Genomic DNA, 26206 nt, shown 5'->3' with positions numbered 1-26206 from the left:
CGTGTAGCGTTTAACCCCGGGTCTCTTGCTTTTCCCCTGTTACATTTCTGGCATAACCAATTCCATGGCTAGCGCCCCAAATGGAATGGAACGGAATGCGGGTGCATCCTCGGCTTTCGGCCCCCGCATTCCGCGTTGCCAGGCACAAGCAACGCACCAATTCGATAGAATGACAGCCATTTCAATAACCTCCATTCCCCATGCGCGTCATTTCACTCAACCTGAACGGCATCCGCTCCGCCGCCAGCAAAGGCTTTTACGACTGGCTAAACCAACAAAACGCGGACATCGTCTGCTTGCAAGAACTCAAGGCTCAGGCGACGAACATGACCGAGCCAATGCGGCAACCGGGCGACTACTTCGGTTATTTTCATTACGCGGAAAAAAAGGGGTACAGCGGCGTGGGCATTTACAGCAAACGACCCGCGGACGCCGTGATCGAAGGTTTGGGCCATGCCGACATCGATGCAGAAGGGCGCTATCTGGAAGCGCAATTCGGCAATTTATCGGTCATTTCCCTGTATCTGCCGTCCGGCTCCAGCGGCGAAGCACGGCAGGCCATGAAATTCAGCGTGCTGGAACGTTTCTATCCGCATCTGGCGGAACTCAAGGCCAGCGGCCGCGAAGTACTGATCTGCGGCGACTGGAACATCGCCCACCGCAAGGAAGACTTGAAAAACTGGCGCGGCAATCAGAAAAACTCCGGTTTTTTACCGGAAGAAAGAGCCTGGTTTAGCCAGGTACTGGACGAGCAAGGCTGGATAGACGTCTACCGTCGCCTGCATCCCGACGCCACCGAAGCCTGCTACACCTGGTGGAGCAATCGCGGCCAGGCACGGGAAAAGAATGTCGGCTGGCGCATCGACTATCAAATCGCCACGCCCGCTCTGGCCGCCACCGCGCTTGCCAGCCAGATCTATAAAGACCAGCGCTTCAGCGACCATGCGCCATTGATCATCGACTATACCTGGCCTAGCGTTGATTGTGACGTATCCGAGCGATTTTTAACCGATTGAAAACCGAAGGTACGCGGTGCGTACCCTACCGAACTCCCATTGAGAACGAATCGGTATTGTTTTGCCAAGGCTATTCTGATCCAGAAATGATGAGTATAGATATGGCTAACTACCGGATATTATTTCTACGTCCAAACAAAGTATTTATCACGCCAAGTAAAAGCATTTTGGTTGAAACTCCTAACTTCGCTTTGGATGAAATAGAAAACTGAAAATCTTAGAGCAATTATCCGGTAGTTAAAATCAAGGATTTCACATGAATCCGTGACTTCACCTATAAGCCATTGAATACATGTGACTTTTCAAATGCCTTAGGCGAAATCACAAAAACAGTGTTTTACATTATATTTCAATAGGTTATAGCCATTTCAAGTAACTTCTCAATAAGTCACGGCACCTTTAATAAAGAATGACTTACGATCACAAAAAATGGGTTTTTATTCGCTCGTGGCAAAAGCTCGCTCTGTAAGTCATTGATCTTTGGTGTCGAGAGCTCAAAAAAACGACAAGAAGCCACAATTCTCGGCGCATAAATCTTTGATTTTATTGTTGCCTTGACTTATTGAGAAGTTACGATTTTAAGCCTTGAAGCCAAGGATTCAGGCTTCATTTAACTTATGAATAGCCTTTGCTTGCTAGCGATGCATGATCTCAAGTAAACAAAAATTGCTCTAAATTTCAAATTTCTAACTGGTTTTGATTAACTTTTGGAATAGGCAGCGAGTATCCCGTATGCAACGCAGCTAAATTCGAAATAATCCAAGCCGCATTTGCCCCGGTTTCCGCCAACTCCCACCTTAACTGACAGGATGCGTCATCTGGGTTTGCTGGCGGATGCGAAATTTTTCAGCATTTCCTCGACGATTTGTTCAGCCGTCTTTTTGATGTCTTTTTCCGTGGCATTTTTCTCCATCACGAACTTGGCAGCCGCCACATAGGGGTTCATGCTGACGATGGCACCAGGCATTTTCTTGGGGTCTTTGACGGTGCCAAACACAATGAAGGGTTCTCGCGGGTTGGCACTGGCCAAGTCGCTGACGGCAATCTGAACCTCCATGTGGGTTGCCCCTTGGCCGAAACCGATCGTGGCGCGTTTCAACCGATTACCTTCATCCACTTCGGTAAACACGCCTTGCAGCAACCAGCCGGCGCGAGGCAACAGGGAGATATTTGGATTAGCAAGCCGCTCCGCCATGAAACCTTTGTCTTTCAGGCTTTTGATCAAATTTTGACTCATCTCGGCAACGATTTTTTCAACCTGTTGCCCAGGGTCGGAATTCGCCATCGACAGAGGCAAATGCTGCTCAAGCCGCTGCAACCTCTGGCCGGGCAACCTGTCGCCGATGCCTTGGTTTTCCTTGAAATTGGCAGCGTCCAGACTAAAGTCGCAGACATACACAATAGTCGGCCGCGCGTCTGGCCATGGGGCTTTCAGCTGTTCATTCCGAATCTCAACCGCGCCCAAAGCCTTATCGGAGGCTGAATGCGTCTGGCAACCCAGGGTTGCGCATGTCAGCACCAACCCGCCAACAAGCCAGTGCATAAGGCTTCGCCGCGATATAGGATTATTTGTAATCATGACTCTATTTCTCACACTGAGTGTAATCATTCACGGCACGGTTGCTAACTCATTCGACAATCATCCGAGCACGGCCTTCCTGTTCCGGCGGCAAATCCAAGCGACAATTTTAGACCATGACTCGCATAACGACATTCGCTTGTGGTTTCGCAAGCACCATCCGGGCTATTCGCTAAAATTAAAGGCCGAGGACGAAAGCCTAAGACATGAGATTGAGTTTCGACAGCCTGCTAAACTATTGCGGTCTCCACTTCGTTTCAAGCGTACTGTATGAAATCAAGCGTCAAAATCATTGCCATCTTGGCCTTGGCGGAATTGCTCGGTGCCTGCTCCAGCCACAAGCAGGTTACCCACAAGACCATCCCGCCTGCCATTAAACCTCAAGCCCAGGCCAGCCGAAACCTGTATCCTCTGCCACCGCCGCCGCTCGGTGAAAGAACCGTGGACGACATTTTGCAAATTTACGGCACCTACGCGGCGAACAAACTCAAACCTCATTTCGCCAAGGCCAAGGTTTCCTATCCCCCGAAAGAAGTTACTTTCGTTGCCCTTAAACAGGAAAGGAAACTGGAGCTCTGGGCTAGAGACAATGGCGATTTTCAGTTCATCCGCAACTACGACATCCAGGCCGCCAGCGGCATGAGCGGCCCCAAATTACGCCAAGGGGACAAGCAGGTTCCAGAGGGAATTTACCGCATCGAGGGCCTGAATCCCAACAGTCATTACCACTTGTCGATGAAAATCAATTACCCCAATGAATTCGACCTTTTCCATGCCCGGCAGGAAGGACGCACGAACCCCGGTTCGGATATTTTTATCCATGGCCAAGACAAATCCATTGGTTGTCTCGCCATGGGCGATGAAGCAATAGAGGAACTTTTCGTCCTCACGGCGCAAGTGGGAGCCGAAAACGTGAAAGTTGTGATTGCGCCGCACGACCCCAGACGCTTCGCCCTGGAGGCCGCCCCTCAACAACCGGAATGGACCCGGGAGCTTTATTCTCTGATCTCACACGAAATAAACACCCTTAGCCCTGCGATGAAGTCGGCAAAAATCGGCTTATAACCCGCAAACCCCGTCAATACGGTCTTTACCGCAGAATAAAGTACACAATCGAACCATATTCCCTGCTCGCCAAGTACGCCAACTTTAACAGCGACAACCCCGCTTATACGGACACGAAAAAAACTGGCTGCAGACGAACATGTGTTTCTGAAACGATTACGCACGCCTGCAAACCGAGGCTTCACAGGGATCATGCCGATTGGCGCAGCCGGGTCCCAAGTTCGCCAACATCTCGGCAGGCTCTCGCCACCACTTCCGCCATCGTCCCCTCGGAACGTTCAAGCAAGGCGCGCCATTTAGCTGTCGCCGTTTGGGCATTCGGCACGACCGCAGGAAAACCAAAGTAGTAACCCTGGGCAAAATCGGCGCGCGATTCCAACGCCAGCATGGCCTCGAATTCATCCTCGACACCTTCGACGATGACCAGGCAGCCGGCTTCACGCAGGATTGTGACCAGACTGGGCAAGGCCCGACGCGCGCATTCATTCGCGCGGGCAAATGTCAGCATGGAACGATCCAGTTTGACGATGTCGGGTTTGATCTGCCAGATGCGGCCAAAATTGGAGTGACCAACCCCAAAGTCATCGATGGCCACCAGGCAGCCTCGCTCCCGGTAAAAGGCTATCGAATCCGCCAGCTGTTGGTCATCCAATACCGAGCCTTCCAAGATTTCGATCACCACCCGCTCGGGCGGCAAACCCACCTGACTCAGAAACTCCTCGAAAAACGGGCCAAAAAACCGGCCACGAATACTGACCACGGGATTGACGTTCAAAAATAACAGCCCATCCCCCGCGTCCAACCTGACAAAATTGCAAACATGCAAGGCCCGGCAGAGCCTGTCCACATGGACCAGTTCCGCTTCATCCCGGGCCAGATCGAACAAGGCCAACGGCGTGACCGAACCGCCTTCGGCGCGCAGTACCCGCACCAATCCTTCGAACCCGATGTTCCGGCCGTCACGGAGATCAAGGATAGGTTGAAATGCGCTGTGTAGCGTCAAATCTGCATGGTGGCCAACCATGCCGGTAAGCCCCGGCACCAAGGCCCGACTTACCTGCTGCAGCGCTGTAACAGGCAAACTCATGACACGCCGACACGACGCATCACGGACCTTTGCTGCACCTGAGTCACCTGGAACTGACTGGCCAAATGCTTTAATTTCTGCGACGTCTGTCTGGATTGCGCGACGCTGAAATTGAGTTCATCGAGGGCTTCGCGCATCGACTCGGTCATCGCCGCCACGCCCTGCACGCGCGCGCCATAGCTGTAGGCGCTTTCGGCAATGCTCTGAATCAGCATGAACATACGCTCCACAATCTCCTGCATGCCGGTATTGTCGGCCGCCACCTCCTCGGCCAGACGCAAGCCTTCCTCCATCCCGGCCGCGCCGTTTTCCATGATTTGCACGGCTTCGCGCGCCTGAATCTGCACAGTGCCTATCATTTGACTGATTTCGTGCGTTGCCATACCGGTACGTTCCGCCAGCTTGCGCACCTCGTCCGCCACGACAGAAAAGCCGCGTCCTGCTTCGCCGGCGCGCGCCGCCTCGATCGCCGCATTCAAGGCCAACAGATTGGTTTGGTCGGCGATATCGTTGATGACCTTGACGATCTTGCCGATCAGTTCGGTACTCTGACCGAGTCGGCGTATGGTTTGCGAGGATTGCTCGATGGAATGGCGAATGCCTTGTGTGCGCTGCTTGACCATGTCAAATTGCTGATGTGCGTTTTCCACGGCTTGCTGCATGGCGCCGCGAATGTCGGCTGTGGCTTGGGTCGCGGAATCGATATCCCGCATTTGTTGCCTCAGTGAATTGAGAATGTCTTGCACCGCATCCAGCACTTGCCCGGTCGCCACGCTGGCTTCTTGATTACGTTCCAGCATCCTCGACTGGCTATCGCTCATCTCATCGGTGGCATGAATCACGCGGCTGACCGTACCATCGAGATTATCGATGAAACTGTTGACCCATTGCGCCATCACGGCCGGCTCGTCCGCGGCCGCTTCCTTGCGCTCGAAGCGTTGCGCCAGATTGCCGCCGCCTTCCGCCAGGCCACGTATCACACCCGCCATGGTTCGCAGGCGCTTCGTCATTGGACTCAAGCCGAAGCGATAAAATGCCAACGCGCCCAAAGCCAACAAGCCCAACTGCAGCAACGACGCGGGTATTACACCCAGCCGCATGCCATAGCCAACACCGCTGGCAATCAGCCAGCTCGAAAAGCTTATCGCCAGATAGACGCGCATCATCCGGTAATTGACCGAACGGAAGCGATACGCCTCTTCCAGATCGGCTTCGCACATCATGCCCCAAATATCCCGCGATCCCGGCATCACGAAGGTAACGCCCTTGCCTATCACCGGAATGTGGCGGTAGTCCGAATAGCCCGGATAGGTGACGAACAGGTTTTCGCCGCGGCGGATGGTTTCGCGAACGCCGGGATGCAGTTGTCCGGTGGCGGGATCGGTGAATATCAACTCCAGTTCCGTATGCCGTCTGACACGCACGATACCAAAGGCCGTCCGCACCCCTTGCTTCAGATTGTCTCCCAGACTGAAAGCGCTGTCCTCGAAGCGCGAGCGCGACAGGGCGGTACCGGGTCTTATACTGGGATCGAAAGCCGATTTGACCATGAACAAATAATTGTCGCCGGACTCGATGAAAATATGCCCGGCCTCGCGCTGAATCAGATCACCCAAGACATCGTTCGGTACCCTGCCACACAAGCAGCCGACCACTTTGCCTTGGTTCTGCAGTGGCAGATAAAACATCAAGGTCACGGCATCGTGAAACCGGGAGCTGGAAGGGCCAATGTCCAAGGTAGTCTGATCGATATAGGGGCCGTGCAAAAACCGCCCCTGCAAACCCGAGGCGACAGCCTGTGGTGCTAAATCTTGCTTATCCTTACGACTCGCCAAACTAGAAACCAGCACGCGGCCTTGGGCGTCAATGACGAATAGCTCAGAAAAATCTGGAGCTTGCGTCAATTTGGCTTGCAAAAACGCAGTGGATGGCCGCGGCAGTTCGCGTATCACTTCTGCGGAAACCCCCTCCAGAAAAGCCCATTGCTGCTGCGCCCAACTGGTCAAGATATTCACTCGCGTAGCGGCGATCCCTTCAAAGGTTTGTTCCAGCACTGCATAACGGCGGCGGTTGATATAAGTCGCCCAGCGCATCGCCAGGGCACCGGTTTTTCCAAACCAGGGAAGCCAACACTTTTCCTGAGTGGATAAATTCATCGTGGCACTTTTCAACATTCCTGAGTCCTTGTAGCTTGAATCTAATCGTGCCAGCTAAAGCAAACTCAGGACCAGATCGAATAAGTTTTTTAGTTACAACTTCTTATGATCAAGCAATTACTTACCTTGGCCACTGATTCGAATACACCCGACATCGGCGCTCAGGATTGGTGCGTCAATTCGCACGATGTTGGTGCATAAAAAAGCAGTATTTCAGCCGTCAGCCAACCTTGTCGGCATAGACGGTTTCAACCAGTTTTTTGAACCACAGGGGCCGAAAAACAACCACATACAGGCCTATGCTGCTGGTGATTGGAATTGGGCCGATGCTGATGATCATGAAAATGAACAACACGATGAAACATTTGATTCTGGCCCAATGGGTGGCGTTCATGGCGCACTCCTTCTGTGTTTTTGGGGATGTATAAACGTATTGAAGCTCAAGAAAATACAGAATTGCATCGGGCGAAATCAACCAATAAAACTTACCGATAGCCAAGCCGAAAAATCTTGATTAAAATACTAGGTAAAATCATAATTATTTTTTTTCAACCACTTATAGAGACTTTTCATGGCCGATCCTATTGTTTTTACCGATAGCGCAGCAAGCAAAGTAGCAGGTTTGATCCAGGAAGAAGGCAACGACAACCTGAAGCTTCGGGTTTATATCACCGGCGGCGGCTGCTCGGGTTTTCAGTACGGTTTTACCTTCGATGAAGAGGTCAATGACGACGACACGCAGATTCAAAAAGGCGGCGTGACGGTGTTGATCGATTCGATGAGCATTCAGTATCTGCAAGGCGCCGAAATCGATTACAAAGAAGACCTGAGTGGTGCCCAGTTTGTGATCCGCAATCCCAACGCCACGACCACTTGCGGCTGCGGCTCGTCGTTTTCAGCCTAACCGTCATGAAGGCTCGGCATCGCCCCGGCAAATAAAAGTTACTTGTAGGAGCGATGCATAGCCGCGAATTGAAGCCATTTATCGCGACGGTGCGTCGCTCCCACAATGACTCACTCGACCGTCCCCTGGCGCATGAGGGCTTTGCCGAACTCTCATTCCATGAACTGTTGCCAAATCCTATCCACTTGCGCGCGCAATTCGGCAAATTCATCCTCTTTCGCCATCGCGCTTTCGCCTTGCAACACTTGATGGTGGCCGTAATCGCGGTAGGCGCAATAAGCCTTTTTCAATGTCGTCGCATCATCGGCGCCGATGAAGCCATGCGCCGCCAACCCTTCCAACAAGCGCACGTTATCGGTATAGGTGGCCAGACTATGATTGCGGGCGGTTTCGGCCAGCACACCAAACTGCACGATGAATTCGATGTCGGCGATACCGCCCTTGCTTTGCTTTAGATCGAACACGTCAGCCTGCTTGCTGGCCAGATTTTCCCGCATTTTCTCCCGCATTTCCCGCACTTCCTGCTTTAACTTGGCCACATCGCGCGGCAACGCCAGAATGCGCGTGCGTATCGCCTCATATTGGGCCTTCAACACGGGATCACCAGCCACGAAACGGCCGCGAACCAGGGCTTGATGCTCCCAAGTCCAGGCGCTTTCCCGCAGATAGTCTTCATAGTATTGGATATGCGTCACCAGCAAACCGGAATCGCCATTGGGACGCAGGCGTAAATCGGCTTCGTACAGTACACCCGACAACATTTTGGTATCCAAAATATGCCGAATCTTTTGCCCAAGACGCAGATAGAACTGCCCGCTATTGATCGGCTTGTCGCCATCGGTCATTGCATTGGCATCGGCGCAATCATACAAAAACACCAAATCCAGATCGGAAGCATAACCGAGCTCGATGCCGCCGAACTTACCGAAGCCGACGATGCCGAATCGGCTGGCGGTTTCGGCTCGGGTACCGGGCGGACAGCCATGTTTTTCGCTGAGCATTTGCCAGGCGCGCTCCAGCACGTGCCCCAGAATGGCTTCCGCGATCCAGGTCAGGCAATCGCTGACGATCATCACCGGAATCACGCCCATGATGTCGGCCGCTGCCACCCGCAGCACGTTCTGATGCTTGAATTGCCGCAACGCGATCATCAACTGTTCGCTGTCGTGAGGATCGAGTTTGCTCAATTCACGCTGTAAGTCGCGGCTCAAGTCGGCTTTTTTCAGCGGTTCGAACAAGGCAATCGGATCGAGCAACTCATCGAACAAAATCGGATACAAGGCCAAATAGTCGCAAATCCATTGGCTGGCGGAAGCCAAGTTGATCAATTGCGTCAGCGCATCCGGATTCTCCGCCAATAGGGACAAATAGACATTGCGGCCAGCCACGGCCTCGAATAAATGCAAAATCCGGCTCAAGGCTACATCCGGATTGTCGACGCGCGGCACTCGCTCGATCAACAACGGCATCAACCTGTCCAACACCGCCGCGCCCTTGCTGGTCATGCGTTTGATCGCATGTGAGGTCTTGAAATTCAAAATGGCGTCATACATGGCCTGTGCATTAGCAAAACCGCAATCGGCCAGGATTTCCAGCGCCTGCTCCTCGTCGTTCCCCAGCCAAACCGAACGGGTAGCCAATTGTTGATTGTCCTGTTCGCTGAGCGAAAACACCTGATCGAAAATGGCATGCACACTGTCTCGAACATCGTCCAGCGTTCGCTTGAAATCATCCCAATTCTCGAAATCCAGCGAATAGGCCAGAACCTGTTGCACCAGCTCACTCTTCGGTAAGTCGTGGGTTTGTTTGTCTTGGTATTGCTGAATGTGATTCTCCACCCGGCGCAGGAAACGATAGGCAAACTTGAGCGTCGCCACATCGTCCTTGGTCATCAGTTCCAGCTCTTCCAAGGCTTCGAGTATGACTTGTATTTCCCGCTGTTGCAGGGCGTGTTCCTGCCCTCCCCTAATCAATTGGAAAGCCTGGCCGATGAATTCCACTTCCCGAATACCGCCCGGTCCAAGCTTTATGTTTTCCATCCTGTCCTTGCGCTTCAACTCCTGAGTAATTTGAAACTTCAATGAGCGCAGCTCCTCAAAGGCGCCGTAATCCAGATAACGCCGGTAGACGAAAGGCTTGATCATCGCCGCCAATTGTTTACCGGTTTCGAAATCTCCCGCTACTTGCCGCGCCTTGATCATCGCGTAACGCTCCCATTCGCGGGCCTGGGTCAAATAATAGTGTTCCATGCCTTCGAAATTCATCAGCAAGGGCCCACTATCACCAAACGGCCGCAGGCGCACGTCGGTGCGAAAGACAAAACCATCGACGGTGATCTCATCCAGCGCTTTCACCAGCGACCGGCAGACGCGAGTAAAAAACTCGCCATAAGTGATTTCCTTTTTCTCGGTCAAAATCCCGTCTTCGGCATAGGCAAAAATCAGATCGATATCGGACGAATAATTCAGCTCCCAGGCACCGAGCTTGCCCATCCCCAATACGACAATATTGAAGGGACTGCCATTGGCCAGTGTTGGCGTCCCCCAACGCTGACAGGCTTGCCGATAGAAAAAATCCAGCGCGGTTTGAATACAGGCCTCGGCCAACGCCGTCAAATCCAGCAGGGTTTCGTCGAGATCCGCCCATCCCGCCAGATCGCGCCAAGCGATACGCACCATCTCCCTGCGCCGGAACAAGCGCAATTGGCGGGCTAGCATCGCTTCGCCATCGTAGGTTTCAGCCTGCAGTACGGACAGATAGGCTTCGCGGCGCAGCGGCGAGAACAAGTCGCCAGACCGAACCAAATCGGCAATCATGCCGGGGTCGCGCAACCAACTTTCACCGACGAATTGACTGCAGCTGCAAACCTTCAAGACGGAGTTGCAAAATAGTGCGTTATCGAAAACACTCCAATCCTCGGGCGTCAGTTTCTCTTCCAATTTCTCGACCAACACAGAGGCTTCGCTTTGCAAGGTTTCCGGGACATGCGCGGCATGTTGGACTAGCAAGGTCTTGAGAGGCATGGGCAACTTCCGAGGTAACGACTAAACCGCCAATGATACCTAAACTGTTCAATAGGCCCTAATGTTGCGTGCCTTGGCAAAACAATGGCGTTTCGATGCAAATTGGGGCTTTTTTGCCGGCGATAATTCTGTTTAAATGGCAGACTCAACCGTTAGGTCATTAATCTGCAGAGATTTAACACATTGAACGCTGTCCCGAAGAAAACCCTACGCCTGCTGTCCCTCGCATTCCTGCTCTCTCACAGCCTGTCTGCTTCCGCGCGTTATGCGGCAATCGTCATGGACGCAGACACCGGCCGAGTCATACATGAAGTCGAGGCGGCTCATCGCTGGTATCCAGCTTCATTGACCAAGGTCATGACCATCTACATGACCTTCCAGGCAATTGAAGCGGGGCGCCTGCGGCTGAACGAAATGTTGACCGTATCGGCGCATGCGGCGCGGCAACCCAGCTCCAGATTGGGTCTGCGCCGCGGGCAGAGTATCAGCGTCGAAAACGCCATCATGGCCGTGACCACCCGCTCCGCCAACGATGCAGCCGTGTTATTGGCCGAACGACTTGGCGGCAGTGAGGCCAATTTTGCGTCCATGATGACGCAACAAGCGCACAGCATGAGCATGTATAGCAGCGCCTTTCACAATGCCAGCGGTTTACCCGATGAAGGCCAGATCAGCAGCGCCCGCGACCTGGCCTTGTTGTCCGCCGCGTTGATACGGGATTTTCCGCAATATTATCGCTATTTTTCGGCGACCGAATTTGCCTACAAAGGCCGGGTGCTGCCGAATACCAACAAGATTTTGAAAACCTATCCGGATGCCGACGGCTTGAAAACCGGCTTTACCTGCGGCTCGGGTTATAACCTGATTGCCTCCGCCAAGCGTGACGGCCGCCGCCTGATCGGCGTATTGCTTGGGGCGCACAGCAGCGCGGAACGTTTCAAGCAAATGGGCAATTTACTGGATTTGGGCTTTGAAAAAGCCCAAGCGGGTGTCGCGGGCATGCGAGTCGAACAATTGGTCGACGCCAGCTACGAGCCGCCGCCGTTTCAGTTATCGTCGAATCGCTGCGCCGGTAGCGCGGAGCAAATGGGCGCCGACAGTGGTTCCGGCAGTTCCGAGGCCATCGATATCCGTCCCAACCACCCTTCTCGACAAGCGGCTAAACGTTCGGTTAAAAGCAGATATGCCAGAGTCGAGTCATCTCATTCCGATTGGGCCGTCATGCTGGGCGATCACCGCCGTAAAACCGACGCCGATGTCGAACTAAAAAAAGCCCGCCATGTTTTGGGAGCGACGGGTAACAGTGGACAACCTCAAGTCGTCAGGCAAAAGATCAAGGGTAAGCAACTGTGGCGCACCGAATGGAGCGGTCTCGATCAAAACGAGGCCAGATCCTATTGCAAAAAACTGCGCTCAAGAGGGTTTGAATGCACGTTGTTGCCGGGTAACGCCTGACCAAAGCAACCGCTTGATCCGCCGTTCAATAATGCGGCGGCCTTTCGTCAATCGCAGACATTGGATTACGCTCGGCCATTGCCAGACTCTTGATCTTGTCATTTAGCAATTTGCAGGTTTCTTCCAATTTGCCGATCTGTTTTTGTTGATCGGCTACCACCCGATTCAATGCCTGAATCAAATCTTCCTGATAGGCTTGTTTTATTTCCAGTTCGATAATGCGTTCTTCGCTCATAGCCTGCTTTGGGTAAAAATAGATTGCGAACATTCTAATGGAAATTGCCCGGCAATTTTTGCCGTGGGTTTACACGGCCCGAATAAACTCGGCTATGATAGCCGCCACCATCAACCACAGCGAGGATGCGACGATGACAACCATTACAGACCCGGTCATAGGCCGCTGGTATAAAGACTTTGAAAACAACCTGACCTTCAAGGTCGTGGCAATCGACAGTACCGATGACACCATTGAAGTGCAATATGCCAATGGCGACTTGGGCGAATACGACAACGATGCCTGGTATGCGTCGACTTTTGACTATATCGAAGATCCGGAAGATTGGAGCGCGCCCTTCGATGACATCGAAGTCGACGACTTGGGTTATACCGACCCGGACCGCCATGCCCGACCGGATCAGGAAGATTTGGATATCAGCGATTATTTGGATTGAGTAGTTTTTTATGAGAATGACCCCGCAAGAATTTTTGGACTGGGAATCCAAGAGCATCACCCTGCTGGCCATGTCAGGCGCCGGCAAAACCACGCTATCCAGCAAACTACCCCGCGACAAGTGGTTTCATTATTCCGGCGATTACCGAATCGGCACCAAATACCTGGAAGAACCCATACTCGACAACATCAAGCAACAAGCGATGGGCGTACCGTTCTTGCGCGATTTGCTGAAATCCGATTCCATCTATATCTGCAGCAATATCACGGTCGACAATCTATCCCCCGTGTCCAGTTTCCTGGGAAAAATAGGCGATCCGAGCAAGGGCGGACTGACTTTGGCCGAATTCAAACGCCGCCAAGCCCTGCATCATCAGGCTGAGATCGCGGCGATGAACGATGTGCCCGAGTTCATTCACAAGGCCGAAAGGATTTATGGCTACAAGCATTTCATCAACGACGCCGGTGGCAGCGTCTGCGAACTCGACTGCCCCGAGGTTTTGGAAACGCTGGCCAAACATACCTTGATCGTCTACATCAAGATTCCACCGGCATTGGAACAAACCATCATCGATAGAGCCAAAAAAGACCCCAAGCCACTGTATTATCGTCCCGAATTCGTCGAGGAAAAATTAGCCCAGTTCATGCGTGAACGGAATTACGACTCCACCGATCAAATTCCGCCGGATGAGTTCGTCAGCTGGGTGTTTCCGGAATTGTTCAAGGCGCGCGTGCCGCGCTACGAAACCATCGCCGCCCAGTATGGTTATACCGTGGATGGTGATGATGTCGCCAAAGTACAGACCGAAGACGATTTCATTCAATTGATTGCGCGCGCCATTGCACGCCACGACGCTTAACGAGTAAAGCCATGCCGTTAGTCGCCCACACCGATTTACCCACCTTCAGACGTTTGCATGAAGAAGGCGAGGAAATTCTTACGCCGGATCGAGCCGAACACCAGTCGATACGCGAATTGCACATCGGCTTGTTGAACATCATGCCGGATGCGGCGCTGGAAGCCACCGAGCGCCAATTTTTCCGGCTGGTCGGCGCCTGCAATCAGATTGCACAATTCCATGTCCATCCATTCACGATAGAAGGCTTGGAGCGCAGCCCCGCCGCCCGGGAACACATTCAAAAATATTACGAAAGTTTCGAACAAATCAAACGGGATGGACTCGATGCGCTGATCATCAGTGGCGCCAATGTCACCCACGAGCATTTGCAAAACGAACCCTTCTGGCACCCCTTGACCGAGGTCTTTGAATGGGCCAAACAGAATGTCACATCGATATTGTGCTCCTGTCTGGCCACGCACGCCTTGATTCAAAGCTGTTATGGCATCGAGCGCACGCGCTTGCCGGCCAAACGCTGGGGGGTTTTTTCGCATAAAGTCGTCGATAGGCAGCACCCTCTGGTTGCCGAAACCAACACCCGTTTCGACGTACCGCATTCGCGCTTCAACGAAATATTTCAAAGCGACATGGAAAAACAGGGTTTGAAGGTGCTGGTCGTCAGCGAAGAAGCCGGCGTACACTTAGCGGTCAGCCCCGATGGCTTTCGCATCGTATTTTTCCAGGGCCACCCGGAATACGACGACATTAGCTTGCTAAAGGAATACAAGCGAGAAGTGCTCCGCTTTTACAACGGCGAACGGGACGATTACCCCCCCTATCCCGACCACTATTTCGACGCTTACGTGCATCAACTATTGGCCGGCTACGCCGAACACGTCATGACGGCCAAAGCCAGCGGCGCCACGTTGCAACCGATGCCGGAAGCGCAAATCGTCGAACATCTGGATATTACCTGGCGTGATTCGGCCAAAGCCGTATTCAACAACTGGCTGGGCAAGGTCTATCAGATCACCAATGAAGACCGGCGCCTGCCGTTCATGGACGGAGTCGATCCCAACAATCCACTGAGTTTATGAACATGCACAGCGAATTTTTACGATATGCGATTGATTTGGCTCGGCAAAACGTCGCCGACGGCGGCGGCCCGTTCGGCGCGATCGTGGTGAAAGATCAACGCATCATCGCCAGCAGCGCCAACCGCGTCACGCCGAATCTGGACCCCACCGCGCATGCCGAAATCATGGCGATACGCCTCGCCTGCCAGCAAACAGGGGACTTTCAGCTACCTGATTGCACGCTCTATACCAGTTGCGAACCCTGCCCGATGTGTCTGGGGGCAATCTATTGGGCGAGATTGAAAGACGTTTATTACGCGTGCAATCGCTTCGATGCTGCCGCTGCAGGTTTCGACGATAGTTTCATCTACGACGAGATTCCCAAGAAACCGGCCCTGCGCAATATCGCGATGCATTATCTCAAGATTCCCGAAGCCGATTCCCCGTTTGAAGCCTGGAACCGGCTGGAAACCAAGATCCGTTATTGAGCAGTTTCCGCCTTCGCGGCAGGACTATCCTTGGCCGATTCCACGGCTTGTTCGCCCGCTGCCGCGGAGGCGCCCTGTCCTTTGACTTTGATCAGCCAACCATCTTGACCGATACATTCGCCTTCCGCCGCCTTGGCTTCGACATGAATCCGGGCAAATCCTTCGGTCAATTCCGCCGGCAACTTGGCTTTGACATAGTAAAAAGTCTTTTTATCGGCGACAGTCAACTTTAACGGAATCGTTTTTGCACTTGCCTTAATGTGATTGGGATCAGCGTGGCGATTGATATGAAAAGAAATCTCCGATTCTGGCATCACCTCGGATTTTGGGGCAGGCGAAAAATCCCTAAACTTGGGTTTAATGCACTTTTTCTCCGCCTCTTCTTCCGGAGTAACCGCCATTGCAGCCTGAGCACCAAGCAAAATGGTCAATAGGAATGCGCTTTTCCAAAGGTTGGATAATTTCATGATAGGCCTCTTGTTTATTGTTCTATTTATGCATCCAATCGGCCAAACTCTAATCAGTTTTTCTGGACAATTCAACGCAAAAATCGTGTGCTGTTTACAATACGCCATTTAATTCGCGCCCGGAATGGCCTATCAGACTGCGAGAAGACATCCCAGCCACACGTTATTGCAAAACCATAAAAGAGGGCTACGGCTTAACCCCATAGTAGTTGGACAACACGTTGTAAGCGCCTTGCATGCCTTCGGCAATGGCCGCCTTCATCGGCAGACATTCGCTGTTCCATTGTTTGATTTTGCCATCGAAATAAAACGCCCATTCGCCCTGCCAGCATTGATCCTTTCTGACGACCCGACCCGACATTACGGCCGGCACTTCATAACGCGCGGAAACGTTGAGCAGGTTCCTGGAGTCGGCCCCCAATACTTCGCTGACGGAAATTCGTTGCTGCTCCTCCAGATCGAGCATCGGAAATATCACCGGCACCCCTTTGACTTTGGAGGCCAGCGTCAGTGCGTTTTCGAAATCGGGCATGACATCAGGATTATAAAACTGCCGCTTGCCCTCTTCGTCCACGACCAACCAAACCAGGGTTTGCGGCCGAATTTCACTCCATACCCCCACATGACTGGCGCGCATCACTTCCAATAATTGATCCTGGTCGAACTCAACCCGAATCAAGCGCGCATCACTGTCGGAATATTCGTTGGCGGCAATCAAGGAATACTGGAACTGTTTGACGTAATGCATCGCACCGCTCAACATCTGTTGAACAGCCGGAATTTTGGAAATATCTTCCGCCACGATGACCCGACTCAATACACCGTACAAGGCTTGCTTGATTGCCGTTTCCCTATCCTCCGGCGATTGACTCCTCGCAATCAGTTCAATTTCGTAAAGACCTTGCACTTCTACCGCCAACACGGCATTGACAGGCAAAAACGCCAATAACGAAGCCAGCAGAAACGCTGTTTTTCCCTTGGTAAAAATCATTGCTCGAGAACTACCCTGACGGTGCATGAATTTGGAATATAGTACAATATCGGTTGTTTCAATCTTAACTTTAGCAAGAGGCCCCCATTGAGCTCACAACAGCAAGATCGCCTGAATTACAAGAGCGCGGGCGTCGATATCGAAGCCGGCAACGCTTTGGTCGACCGCATCAAACCCATCGCGGCCAGAACCCGCAATGCCGGCGTGATGGCCGGACTCGGCGGCTTTGGTTCGCTGTTTGAATTGCCTTTGGACCGCTATAAAAATCCGGTTTTGGTATCCGGCACCGACGGCGTCGGCACCAAACTGAAACTGGCACTGGATTTGAATCTGCATAATACCGTCGGCATCGATCTCGTGGCGATGTGCGTCAACGACATCGTCGTACAAGGCGCAGAACCCTTGTTCTTTCTGGATTATTTCGCCACCGGCAAACTGAACGTCGACACTGCCGCCGCAGTCATCGAAGGCATAGGCAAGGGCTGTGAACAAGCCGGTGCTGCATTGGTGGGCGGCGAAACCGCAGAAATGCCCGGCATGTACAGCGAGGGCGATTACGACTTGGCTGGTTTTTGCGTCGGCATAGTCGAAAAAGCCCGTATCATCGACGGCAGCAAGGTCAAGGCCGGCGACAAACTGATCGGCATCGCCTCTTCCGGCCCTCACTCCAATGGCTATTCACTGATCCGCAAAATCATCGAGCGTAGCGGCTTGAGCCTGACCGACAAGGTCAATGGCAAACCCTTAGGCGAAACGCTGTTGACGCCAACCCGCATTTACGTCAAGCCTTTGCTGGAATTGCTAAAAACCGTCGACGTACACGCGATGGCCCATATCACCGGCGGCGGCATCACCGAAAACTTGCCGCGCGTGCTGCCGCAAGGCTTGAGCGCCAAAATCGATTTATCGGCCTGGCAGATGCCGGATATTTTCGCTTGGCTGCAACAGCAAGGCAATGTCGAGTTAGCCGACATGCTGGTCACCTTCAACTGCGGCATCGGCATGATAGTCTGCGTGGATGCGACCGACGAAGCGGCAACCTTGGCCAGCCTCAATCAGCAAGGCGAAACGGCATTCAGCATTGGCGAGATCGTTGAAACAACGGACAGCAAAAGCGTCATTTACGTTTAAGCGCGCACAACACCCAGCTACTGATGCTGGGTGAGTTTCGCATTAACGATGGGCAAAAAAAAGCCGCTTTCTGGCAATAGAAAGCGGCTTTTCGATTTGGCGTCCCCACGGGGGTTCGAACCCCGGTTACCGCCGTGAAAGGGCGGTGTCCTAGGCCACTAGACGATGGGGACTAAGACCGGTGCAGCATGCTGCAATATTTGATTTATCGCTTATGCATTGAATGATTTGGCGTCCCCACGGGGGTTCGAACCCCGGTTACCGCCGTGAAAGGGCGGTGTCCTAGGCCACTAGACGATGGGGACACAGGACGATAAACTATCAACTACTTTGGTGGAGCCAAGCGGGATCGAACCGCTGACCTCTTGCATGCCATGCAAGCGCTCTCCCAGCTGAGCTATGGCCCCGTAGTTGAGATTGCTCATTATACAGTCTTTTTTTATTCTGTCTAGCTATTTTTTATAAATTCTATCGCCCGGGCAATTCTGTCCAAGGTTTTCTCCTTGCCCAACAGATATAGTGTCACATCGATGGCCGGAGACACTCCACTACCGCACACCGCCACCCGCAAGGGCTGAGCTACCTTGCCCAGATTCAGCTCCAGTTGTTCGGCGCCATCCAGCACGACCTGATGCAATATTTCCGGCTGCCAATCCTCGACCGCATCGAAGCGGCCCCAAAGATGTTGCAAAATATCATCGACCCCAGCCTTGAAATTTTTCTTCACGGCTTTTTCGTCATACTCCTCGAAATCGCGATAAAAATACAGGCTTTGCTCGGCCATATCGACCAGCGTTTTACAGCGTTCGCGCTGAGCCTTGACCACATCGATCAAAGCCGGCCCCGTGGTTGGATCAATGCCACGCTCGCCCAGATGCCAGCTCAGATGATGCGCGACATGAGCGGGATCGCTGTTCATGATGTATTGATGATTCAGCCACAACAGCTTTTCGGTGTTGAAAGTCGATGCAGAAACATTGACTTTTTCCAGCTCGAACAATTGAATCATTTCATCGATGCTGAACAACTCCTTGTCGCCATGAGACCAGCCCAAGCGCACCAGATAGTTCAACAAAGCCTCTGGCAAATAACCATCGTTGCGATATTGCATCACGCTGACAGCACCGTGACGCTTGGACAAACGCGCGCCATCCGAACCCAAGATCATCGGCACATGCGCATAGACAGGCAACTGTGCGCCCAACGCCTTTAAGATATTGATCTGCCGAGGTGTATTATTGACATGGTCATCACCGCGAATCACGTGAGTAACCCCCATGTCCATATCATCGACCACTACCGTCAAGTTGTAGGTCGGCGTACCATCTGATCGGGCAATGATCAAATCGTCCAGCTCCTTATTGGCGACCACGATGCGCCCCTTGACCAGATCATCGATGATCACATCGCCGCTTTCCGGATTCTTGAAACGTATCACCCGCTCGCCTTCGCCTTCGGCCCCATGCCGGCATTTACCGTTGTAACGCGGTTTTTCCTTATTGGCCATTTGCTGTTCGCGTAGCGCTTCCAACTCTTCCTTGCTGCAATAGCAATAATAGGCATCACCCTGATCCAGTAACTGCTGAATCACTTCCTTGTAGCGATCGAAACGATGGGTTTGATAAAAAGGTCCTTCGTCATACTCCAATCCCAACCAAGTCATGCCTTCCAGAATGGCATTGACCGATTCCTGAGTAGAACGCTCCAGATCAGTATCCTCGATCCTCAGAATAAACTTTCCGCCATGTTTACGGGCATAAAGCCAGGAAAACAAAGCTGTTCTGGCGCCACCCACATGTAAATAACCGGTAGGACTCGGGGCAAATCGGGTTCTTATACTCATTATTCTTACTTAACTGTTAAAAATCATTACGCGAATTACATCGATGACAAGCCCGACATGCAGAAAAAGGGCAAGATCAACGGCTTTGATTATTATTCCACAGCCAGGCCGTTAAAAAGTAAAAACCTGTATTAAAAAAAATACTATTGGTGCTAGACTCTGCTACGAAGACTATGTGGCTATTCGGTATAAACAAAAATAACAGGAGAACATCCATGAGAACGACACTCACCCTCTCGGCGGCATTGGTAGCCGCCCTGCTATCTGGTTGCGCCACGCAATCGAGCAACACCTTCCAACCCTTTCAGGCAGAAGATTTGAGCGCCCAGGTTAAAGCGGGGCTGTTGGTGCAAAAAACCAATACCTTCTTCGTTCTGAATGATTCATCATCTTCGATGGGCAAAACTTTCTTGAATTCAGCCGAATACAGCGGCACCAAACTCGACGTGGAAAAAAACCTGTTGAACAAATTCAACAAGACCATTCCCGCCATCCCCTTGTCATCGGGGCTACGCAGCTTTGGTTTTGGCCCTTGCCTAGGTTGGAGCCATACCCATTTGAATCAACCCCTGCAAAACTATTCAAAAGCCGGATTCGACAGCGCGATTACATCGCTAACCTGCTCCAGCGGCGGCACTCCGCTGGCTGAAGCCATCGAGGCATCCAACGCCGATCTTGCGTCGGCTTCTGGCAACATCGCGTTACTGGTATTCAGCGATGGCATGGACGAATTTTCACCTCTGCCCGCCGCGCAAGCACTGAAGGCGCGCTATGGTGACAGACTGTGTATTTACACGGTTTGGGTTGGTAACGAACAAGATGCCCCTGGCCAAACCAACCTGCAGGAAGTCGCGAATATTTCGAACTGCGGCTTTGCCACCGACGTCAATGCCATATCCAACCCTGCCGGCATGGGCAATTTCGTCAAAAACGTCTTTTTCAAACCAGGCTCACCGGTCAAGGAATGCTCGCAACTCGATGACGACAATGACGGCGTCAACAACTGCCTGGACAAATGCCCCAACACACCGAAAGGCGCTAAAGTCGATAAAGATGGTTGCTGGGCATACCACGGCATCTTCTTCGATTTCGACAGCGACAAAATCAAGCCGAACTTTGATCCGGCTCTGGAAAATGCGGTTGAAGTACTGCACATCAATCCAGAATTGTCCATCGAGATTCAAGGACATACCGATTCCTTCGGTTCGGATGACTACAACCTGAACCTGTCGGAGCGCAGAGCGAAAGCCGTCAAAAACGAACTCATCAGAAGAGGCATCGATGGCCATCGCATGAGTACTATAGGGTACGGCGAATCCAAACCTGCCGACACCAACGAAACCGACGAAGGTCGCGCTTACAACCGCCGCGTCGTTTTCGACCGCGCCAAAAAGTAGTTTCTTGACGCACCGCGAAAGGGAGGCCTAGCCTCCCTTTTTTTATCCGCCAAGCTCACATCACTTTCAATTCACCAGGATGCCGAACCGGCAGTACGAAGCGATCCTTGTTTTTGATGACCCACCCTCTGGCTTCTACCCGTTTGCCGATATAACCGCGTAACGCCGGAAACAAATTTAACGATTTATTTTCTATTCTGACGGCCACCTGCCCGGAAAACTGCAGATAACTGTATTTTCTTGTCTTTTTCACTGCCTGTATTGCGCCGCTTATGCGTTTCCAACCTTTGTAGTTCTCGGCATTCAGGGTTTCGAAACCTCTCGCGGCGTAAGCCCGGTCCCGCCAAATACCCATCTCGGCTTGCTCCGCGTTTTGTTGAGCCGCCATCAAGGCATCGACGTATTTCAAATTGGGCGGGTAAATATTGACGGCCGCAAATCCGCCACGCACCAATTCTTCATTGATATGCCGCTGATCTTCGCTAAAGACATAAGCCAAAGTGCGCATGTACTTGTCTTGCTTTTCGACATCAAACTCCAGACGCACCCTTTTATGCTCAAGGCGTTGTTTCAGCCAGGCTTTGGCGGCATCGCCACCAGGCTCCGCAGCCTTGTTCCGTCCTGCCACCTCAGGCGTATTGACGCCCAACAAGCGCACTTTTTGCCCGTCAGCCAATAAAATCGTATCGCCGTCGAACACTTTTTCCACGAAATAATAAGAAACACCGGGCGTAACGGATAAAATTTCGGCATTATCTCGCCTGCGGTCGGAATAGTGAGGCCGACCTTGGCTATCCACCGACTTGAACACTTCGGCCGGAACGGTGCTGGATACCAGCATTAGCAATACCAGCAGAGAATCCACTGCTTTATTTGACATATTCATATCCCTTATGATCGATCAACAAATCATTCACGCCACGCAAACTTGGTTAAAGTCCTTCATCATTGCCTTCAATATTTGCCCGTTTGCCAAACGGGAGCAGCAACGCAATAGCATACGCTACCGGGTCGCGCGACCCAATGGTTTGGAAAATACGCTGGAAACACTGAGTGACGAATGCGATTATCTCGACACCCATCCCGAAACGGAAACGACACTGCTGATTTTTGCGGACATGTTTGCGGACTTCGATGATTATCTTGATATGCTGGCGCTGGCAGAACAACTGTTGATAGCGCAAGGTTATGAAGGCATTTACCAATTGGCCAGTTTCCACCCCGACTATCATTTCGAAACAGAGACCGAGGATAGTGATGATCCAGCCAATTACACCAACCGCTCACCCTACCCCATGCTGCATCTCATCCGCGAGGAAAGCCTCGATCGCGCGTTGGCCAACTATCCCGACCCTGAAAATATCCCAGTTCGCAATATCAAATTGACTCGCGAACTGGGCTTGGAAAAACTGCAAGCCTTATTGGTGGCCTGCTATGCTGAACATTAAGTAAGTGTCCAGAAACTATTTCCCGATTTCACTGGGTAATCTAGGCAAAACTTCGGCAAGAATAATGGACACTTACTAAGTCTCGCCCAGCTTGCTGTCGGACTTATTTCTCTGTTTTGCCTGTCGAGTAATAATCGAATTCTTCGGTCTTTTTCAATTTGAATTTGGGTTCGGATTCAATTTCGACATCGGCCAGTTTTTCACGCTGAGGTTCGGGCCGCGCCTTCAGCTCTTCGATAAAATCCTTGAACCATGCGGCTTGCTTGACGTTATCCATATCGACATCTTGCAAAATATTGTCGACATCGGGCAAGCTACCAAATTCCCTGGCCTGCTGCAAAGCCAGCTGACAAGCCTGTTCGTCGCCGCGCAAGGCATAGATGCAGGCCAAATTATAGGCCGCACTACCTTTTTGGATCTTGCCCGCCTTTTCGAAAAAATCTTCCGCCAATCCATACAAAGCCGCTCTCCCATCATCAGGGCTGATATGCGCCAATTCCATGAATGCCACACCGCCATCGATCGCGGCTCCCAGGTAATTAGGCGCCGTCAACAAACAAAAGGAAAACTTGGAAATCGCGTCTTCGTATATCTCTATGGCTTCGGCTGGTTGCAGCTTGCTTCTGGCCTCGTGCAGCAAGGCAAATCCCCAGTGATACAGGGCTTCCGAGAACATCAAATTATCGGCAATCACACTGGCAAAACCTTGATAAGCGCTTTTATACAGCTGCTCGGCTTTACCTGATTCGCTTTTGCGGGCTTGCGCGACTTGCTTGATGGCGGCGTCCAGGGTTGAACGCTTTTTAAATGAACTCAAAAGTGACATACGGATTCCTCACTGATCTGTTTTGATACGGGTTGCGGTAAAATAACCGAAAAGTCTACAACATCCACCCGGCAACCGGAACCCGAAAATGACCCTAGACCACAGCGCATTGGAAAAAGCGAAAGTGAATTTGGAAACCTCGCTCCTGCCTTGGCTGGAGTTGCAGCGCTTTTTCGCGGCGGGATTGGCCATAGCCGTAGAACCAGGGCTGGATTTGGTCGAAGTGGCCTATCAATTTTCGCGCGACAACAAAGCACTGGTCGAAGAATGGCTGAAAAATCGCCGGATTGGTCCGGTTTCGGACCAGCAGGCAACGGACTGGTTCAACGACAAAGCAGATGTCTGGGCGGTTGTCGTCAAACCTTGGGTATTGGTACAAGACGGCAGCGCCAGGCGCAGTCCTTGATCAATCGTTGAAATAACGGCGCACCAACCAATAATCGGCACTGACGAAACGGCCGCCGCCCATAAAAAACAACACCAGCAGCATCACAAAATAGGTCGCGGCAAATTCGATGCCGTTATTTAAAATCACCAAACTGCCGTTTTCGGTGAGCCATTGATAATCGCCCTGCGCTTGCAGGATCTGTTTAGCCTGTTCCAGGCGCTCCATCGCTCCCACGGTCCGGTCGCTGGCAAAAATGCCGCTGCCGGTCGCAATCGCCAGCCAGCCATTGCTCCAATGCGTCGTAAGCGCCGCAACCAGCATGATCACCATCAGCGGCAGCGACATCGCGCGCGTCGCGAAGCCGAACAATAAAAACAACGCCCCCAACGTCTCCAGCAACGCCACCAGAAATACTAACAAATAAGGCAGCGGCAAGCCCAATCCCCATTCGCTGTTGCCGAACCATTCGACGGTATCGGAAAAACTAATGAATTTCTTGGTGCCGGCCATCCAAAACACCGGGGCCAAATATAAGCGTAATAGCAATGGCGCGATAAAATCCATACACTTGGCTTTATCACAACCATGCCTGATCAAGCGCACGATATCAGGCGTTTTTTCTATCGCCACCGCCATCAGTTCAGAAAACGTCTTATTATTCATACCCACTCCGCAAAACATTAAGATTGAGATATGAACATCAGCCTTGCGTCCGTGTTTGCCGATATTCCCCAGCAATTACCCGAGGAATTATGCCAAACCTTGTTTCGGAATCCCACCGTCCGCATCGAGCGCATATTGTCCCTCGGCCATCAAACGCCGGCAGGCGCATGGTACGATCAAGCAGAAAGCGAATGGGTCATTTTACTGCAGGGCCAAGCTCGCATCAGCTTTGCCGACGCCGAACCGGTTGACTTGAAGCCGGGCGATTATTTGCTGATACCCGCGCATTGCAAGCATCGGGTCGATTGGACCGCCAGCGATCAGGTCAGCATCTGGCTGGCGGTTCATGCGCTTGAACCAGACCCTAACGTGATACAGCGCGCTGGCGATTAGTTTGCCTGCGTCCTTTGCCGGACTGGTTGGCCGAGCCTGATTTTCCAGCGGCAGCCGGTTTTGCTGTGGCATGTGCGGGCCGCCTGGTTTGTGGTTTGGCTGCGGCGTTGGCTTTTTGTACCGGCTTGGACTTGGCTGTACTGTTGACATTCAATGACACGCTTTCATAACCTGTGTCGGCCACTTGCGGAATATCTCGCTTCAAGAGCTTCTGAATCGCCCCCAGCAAATGCGCCTCTTCCGGGTCGACCAGGGAAATAGCCTGGCCTTCCGCGCCCGCCCGGCCGGTGCGGCCGATGCGATGCACATAATCTTCCGCCACTTGCGGCAGATCGAAGTTCACCACGTGCGGCAATTGATCGATGTCCAGGCCGCGCGCGGCAATATCCGTCGCAATCAAGGCCGTGATGTCGCCATTTTTGAATTCGTCCAGCGCACGCACCCTCGCTCCCTGGCTTTTATCGCCATGCAATGCCGCGCAACGAATGCCGTCCTTGATCAACTGTTTACACAGCCGGTCGGCGCCGTGCTTGGTGCGCACGAACACCAACACCTGTTGCCAATGGCCGTCACCAATCAAGAAAGACAACAGCTCACGCTTGTACTCGCGTTTGATCGGATAAACCAGTTGCGATACCGTGTCCGCCGCCGCGTTGCGTTTCGCAACGGCAATCTCCACCGGATCGTTGAGTATCTGCTCGGCCAGAGCACTGACCTCGGGCGCATAGGTCGCGGAGAAGAACAGGTTTTGCCGTTTTGCAGGCAACAAAGCGATGATTTTGCGAATATCGCGAATGAAGCCCATGTCCAGCATGCGATCTGCCTCGTCGAGCACGAAATGCTCGACTCGGGACAAATCCAGGTGTTGCTGTTGAATCAAATCCAGCAGCCTGCCCGGCGTCGCCACGACGATATCGGTACCACGCTGCATTTTTTGGATCTGCGGCTTGATGCTAACCCCACCAAAAATCGCTTCAGCGAAAAACGGCAAATGCTTCCCGTACGTTCTGACACTCTCATAGACTTGCATCGCAAGCTCCCGAGTCGGCGTCAAGATCAACACTCTCACCGGCCTTGGCTTTTGCGGAATCGGCTGATTTTGCAGCAACTGCAAGAGCGGCAAGGTAAAACCGGCGGTTTTACCGGTGCCTGTCTGCGCGCCCGCCAATACGTCGCGGCCTTGCAAAACGACAGGGATGGCCTGCGCCTGGACGGGGGTTGGCGTTTGATAGCCTTGTTCCGCCACAGCTTGCAACAGTTGCGGCGATAAATTTAACTCTGAAAATAACATTTGATGACCT

At 52.4% G+C, this 26206-nt stretch carries 26 protein-coding genes and 3 tRNA genes; 13 read left to right on the top strand and 16 right to left on the bottom strand.

The features are described from left to right. The first annotated feature begins 200 nt into the window (after nucleotides 1-200). Nucleotides 201-1016 (top strand): exodeoxyribonuclease III, encoded by an 816-nt coding sequence (locus tag NM686_RS03530; RefSeq protein WP_255186507.1) that lies wholly within the window; start codon nucleotides 201-203, stop codon nucleotides 1014-1016. Between the two features lie 814 nt (nucleotides 1017-1830). Here NM686_RS03530 and NM686_RS03525 read toward each other — a convergent pair. Further along, nucleotides 1831-2559, bottom strand: coding sequence for a DUF4410 domain-containing protein (locus NM686_RS03525; RefSeq protein ID WP_255186506.1), 729 nt, complete (start codon nucleotides 2557-2559; stop codon nucleotides 1831-1833). A 336-nt stretch (nucleotides 2560-2895) separates the two neighbouring features. Here NM686_RS03525 and NM686_RS03520 point away from each other — a divergent pair, with 336 nt between their 5' ends. Next, nucleotides 2896-3660: a L,D-transpeptidase family protein gene (locus tag NM686_RS03520; protein ID WP_269022366.1), complete on the top strand. Its 765-nt coding sequence runs from the start codon at nucleotides 2896-2898 to the stop codon at nucleotides 3658-3660. A gap of 190 nt (nucleotides 3661-3850) precedes the next feature. Here the strand turns inward: NM686_RS03520 and NM686_RS03515 are convergent, their stop codons facing one another. From NM686_RS03515 to NM686_RS03505, 3 genes are all read right to left on the bottom strand, one after another. Continuing rightward, a complete protein-coding gene (locus NM686_RS03515; RefSeq protein ID WP_255186504.1) occupies nucleotides 3851-4747 on the bottom strand; it encodes an EAL domain-containing protein in 897 nt (298 codons plus the stop codon). Continuing rightward, nucleotides 4744-6921 carry a methyl-accepting chemotaxis protein gene (locus tag NM686_RS03510; RefSeq protein WP_255186503.1) on the bottom strand — a complete coding sequence of 726 codons (2178 nt, stop codon included), beginning with the start codon at nucleotides 6919-6921 and terminating at the stop codon, nucleotides 4744-4746. The genes NM686_RS03515 and NM686_RS03510 overlap by 4 nt, the downstream gene beginning before the upstream one ends. A 202-nt stretch (nucleotides 6922-7123) precedes the next feature. Further along, nucleotides 7124-7297: a hypothetical protein gene (locus NM686_RS03505; protein WP_255186502.1), complete on the bottom strand. Its 174-nt coding sequence runs from the start codon at nucleotides 7295-7297 to the stop codon at nucleotides 7124-7126. Nucleotides 7298-7474: 177 nt separating this feature from the next. Here NM686_RS03505 and erpA point away from each other — a divergent pair, with 177 nt between their 5' ends. Next, nucleotides 7475-7807: an iron-sulfur cluster insertion protein ErpA gene (gene erpA, locus NM686_RS03500; protein ID WP_255186501.1), complete on the top strand. Its 333-nt coding sequence runs from the start codon at nucleotides 7475-7477 to the stop codon at nucleotides 7805-7807. A 152-nt stretch (nucleotides 7808-7959) separates the two neighbouring features. Here erpA and glnE read toward each other — a convergent pair whose 3' ends face one another. Continuing rightward, the gene (gene glnE, locus NM686_RS03495; protein WP_255186500.1) at nucleotides 7960-10830 is read right to left on the bottom strand and encodes a bifunctional [glutamate--ammonia ligase]-adenylyl-L-tyrosine phosphorylase/[glutamate--ammonia-ligase] adenylyltransferase; all 2871 of its coding nucleotides are present in this window, start codon (nucleotides 10828-10830) and stop codon (nucleotides 7960-7962) included. A gap of 183 nt (nucleotides 10831-11013) precedes the next feature. Here glnE and NM686_RS03490 point away from each other — a divergent pair, with 183 nt between their 5' ends. Beyond that, entirely contained in the window at nucleotides 11014-12285 is a 1272-nt protein-coding gene (locus NM686_RS03490; protein WP_255186499.1) for a D-alanyl-D-alanine carboxypeptidase family protein, read from the top strand. Between the two features lie 25 nt (nucleotides 12286-12310). Here the strand turns inward: NM686_RS03490 and NM686_RS03485 are convergent, their stop codons facing one another. Then, nucleotides 12311-12520 (bottom strand): SlyX family protein, encoded by a 210-nt coding sequence (locus NM686_RS03485; RefSeq protein WP_255186498.1) that lies wholly within the window; start codon nucleotides 12518-12520, stop codon nucleotides 12311-12313. A gap of 133 nt (nucleotides 12521-12653) precedes the next feature. On the opposite strand from NM686_RS03485, the gene NM686_RS03480 reads away from it, so the two are divergent. From NM686_RS03480 to NM686_RS03465, 4 genes are read left to right on the top strand one after another with little or no spacing between them, the layout of a single operon-like run. Continuing rightward, nucleotides 12654-12956 (top strand): DUF6763 family protein, encoded by a 303-nt coding sequence (locus NM686_RS03480; protein WP_255186497.1) that lies wholly within the window; start codon nucleotides 12654-12656, stop codon nucleotides 12954-12956. A 10-nt stretch (nucleotides 12957-12966) separates the two neighbouring features. After that, nucleotides 12967-13815, top strand: a complete 849-nt coding sequence (locus NM686_RS03475) for an ATPase (protein ID WP_269022362.1) — start codon at nucleotides 12967-12969, stop codon at nucleotides 13813-13815. An 11-nt stretch (nucleotides 13816-13826) separates the two neighbouring features. Beyond that, entirely contained in the window at nucleotides 13827-14891 is a 1065-nt protein-coding gene (gene metA, locus NM686_RS03470) for a homoserine O-succinyltransferase MetA (protein WP_255186495.1), read from the top strand. 2 nt (nucleotides 14892-14893) lie between these two features. Next, complete coding sequence (locus NM686_RS03465) at nucleotides 14894-15358, top strand: nucleoside deaminase (protein WP_329959167.1); 465 nt, start codon at nucleotides 14894-14896, stop codon at nucleotides 15356-15358. Here the strand turns inward: NM686_RS03465 and NM686_RS03460 are convergent. Together NM686_RS03460 and NM686_RS03455 are read right to left on the bottom strand one after the other, a co-directional pair. After that, entirely contained in the window at nucleotides 15352-15825 is a 474-nt protein-coding gene (locus NM686_RS03460; RefSeq protein WP_255186493.1) for a hypothetical protein, read from the bottom strand. The genes NM686_RS03465 and NM686_RS03460 overlap by 7 nt on opposite strands. Before the next feature lie 187 nt (nucleotides 15826-16012). Then, a complete protein-coding gene (locus NM686_RS03455) occupies nucleotides 16013-16816 on the bottom strand; it encodes a DUF2066 domain-containing protein (RefSeq protein WP_255186492.1) in 804 nt (267 codons plus the stop codon). A gap of 87 nt (nucleotides 16817-16903) precedes the next feature. On the opposite strand from NM686_RS03455, the gene purM reads away from it, so the two are divergent. Beyond that, nucleotides 16904-17947: a phosphoribosylformylglycinamidine cyclo-ligase gene (gene purM, locus NM686_RS03450; RefSeq protein WP_255186491.1), complete on the top strand. Its 1044-nt coding sequence runs from the start codon at nucleotides 16904-16906 to the stop codon at nucleotides 17945-17947. Between the two features lie 97 nt (nucleotides 17948-18044). Here the strand turns inward: purM and NM686_RS03445 are convergent. The 4 genes from NM686_RS03445 to gltX form a co-directional block, all read right to left on the bottom strand. Next, nucleotides 18045-18120 (bottom strand) — tRNA-Glu (locus tag NM686_RS03445). A 56-nt stretch (nucleotides 18121-18176) separates the two neighbouring features. Further along, nucleotides 18177-18252, bottom strand: a tRNA-Glu gene (locus tag NM686_RS03440). A 26-nt stretch (nucleotides 18253-18278) separates the two neighbouring features. After that, nucleotides 18279-18354: transfer RNA gene (locus NM686_RS03435), tRNA-Ala, on the bottom strand. Nucleotides 18355-18395: 41 nt separating this feature from the next. Beyond that, a complete protein-coding gene (gene gltX / locus NM686_RS03430) occupies nucleotides 18396-19790 on the bottom strand; it encodes a glutamate--tRNA ligase (protein ID WP_255186490.1) in 1395 nt (464 codons plus the stop codon). A gap of 215 nt (nucleotides 19791-20005) precedes the next feature. Here gltX and NM686_RS03425 point away from each other — a divergent pair, with 215 nt between their 5' ends. After that, nucleotides 20006-21187, top strand: a complete 1182-nt coding sequence (locus tag NM686_RS03425; RefSeq protein ID WP_255186489.1) for an OmpA family protein — start codon at nucleotides 20006-20008, stop codon at nucleotides 21185-21187. A 55-nt stretch (nucleotides 21188-21242) separates the two neighbouring features. Here NM686_RS03425 and NM686_RS03420 read toward each other — a convergent pair whose 3' ends face one another. Further along, a complete protein-coding gene (locus tag NM686_RS03420; RefSeq protein ID WP_255186488.1) occupies nucleotides 21243-22067 on the bottom strand; it encodes a thermonuclease family protein in 825 nt (274 codons plus the stop codon). A 13-nt stretch (nucleotides 22068-22080) separates the two neighbouring features. Here NM686_RS03420 and NM686_RS03415 point away from each other — a divergent pair, with 13 nt between their 5' ends. Further along, a complete protein-coding gene (locus NM686_RS03415) occupies nucleotides 22081-22635 on the top strand; it encodes a DUF1415 domain-containing protein (protein WP_255186487.1) in 555 nt (184 codons plus the stop codon). Between the two features lie 103 nt (nucleotides 22636-22738). On the opposite strand, the gene NM686_RS03410 is transcribed toward NM686_RS03415, so the two are convergent. Further along, nucleotides 22739-23461 (bottom strand): TPR end-of-group domain-containing protein, encoded by a 723-nt coding sequence (locus NM686_RS03410; protein WP_255186486.1) that lies wholly within the window; start codon nucleotides 23459-23461, stop codon nucleotides 22739-22741. 88 nt (nucleotides 23462-23549) lie between these two features. Between NM686_RS03410 and NM686_RS03405 the strand changes: the two genes are divergently transcribed. After that, entirely contained in the window at nucleotides 23550-23867 is a 318-nt protein-coding gene (locus NM686_RS03405) for a DUF2288 domain-containing protein (protein ID WP_255186485.1), read from the top strand. On the opposite strand, the gene NM686_RS03400 is transcribed toward NM686_RS03405, so the two are convergent. Continuing rightward, on the bottom strand, nucleotides 23868-24512 hold the full coding sequence (locus NM686_RS03400) for an HvfX family Cu-binding RiPP maturation protein (protein ID WP_255186484.1): 645 nt from the start codon (nucleotides 24510-24512) through the stop codon (nucleotides 23868-23870). A gap of 30 nt (nucleotides 24513-24542) precedes the next feature. Here NM686_RS03400 and NM686_RS03395 point away from each other — a divergent pair, with 30 nt between their 5' ends. Next, on the top strand, nucleotides 24543-24905 hold the full coding sequence (locus NM686_RS03395; protein WP_255186483.1) for a cupin domain-containing protein: 363 nt from the start codon (nucleotides 24543-24545) through the stop codon (nucleotides 24903-24905). On the opposite strand, the gene NM686_RS03390 is transcribed toward NM686_RS03395, so the two are convergent. Next, nucleotides 24877-26196, bottom strand: a complete 1320-nt coding sequence (locus NM686_RS03390; protein WP_255186482.1) for a DEAD/DEAH box helicase — start codon at nucleotides 26194-26196, stop codon at nucleotides 24877-24879. The genes NM686_RS03395 and NM686_RS03390 overlap by 29 nt on opposite strands. Between the last annotated feature and the right edge of the window lie 10 nt (nucleotides 26197-26206).

This window comes from Methylomonas rapida (genome assembly GCF_024360925.2).
Classification (GTDB): domain Bacteria; phylum Pseudomonadota; class Gammaproteobacteria; order Methylococcales; family Methylomonadaceae; genus Methylomonas; species Methylomonas rapida.
The sequence above is the reverse complement of the archived record's forward strand: the minus strand, read 5'-3'. Positions and strand labels throughout refer to the sequence as shown.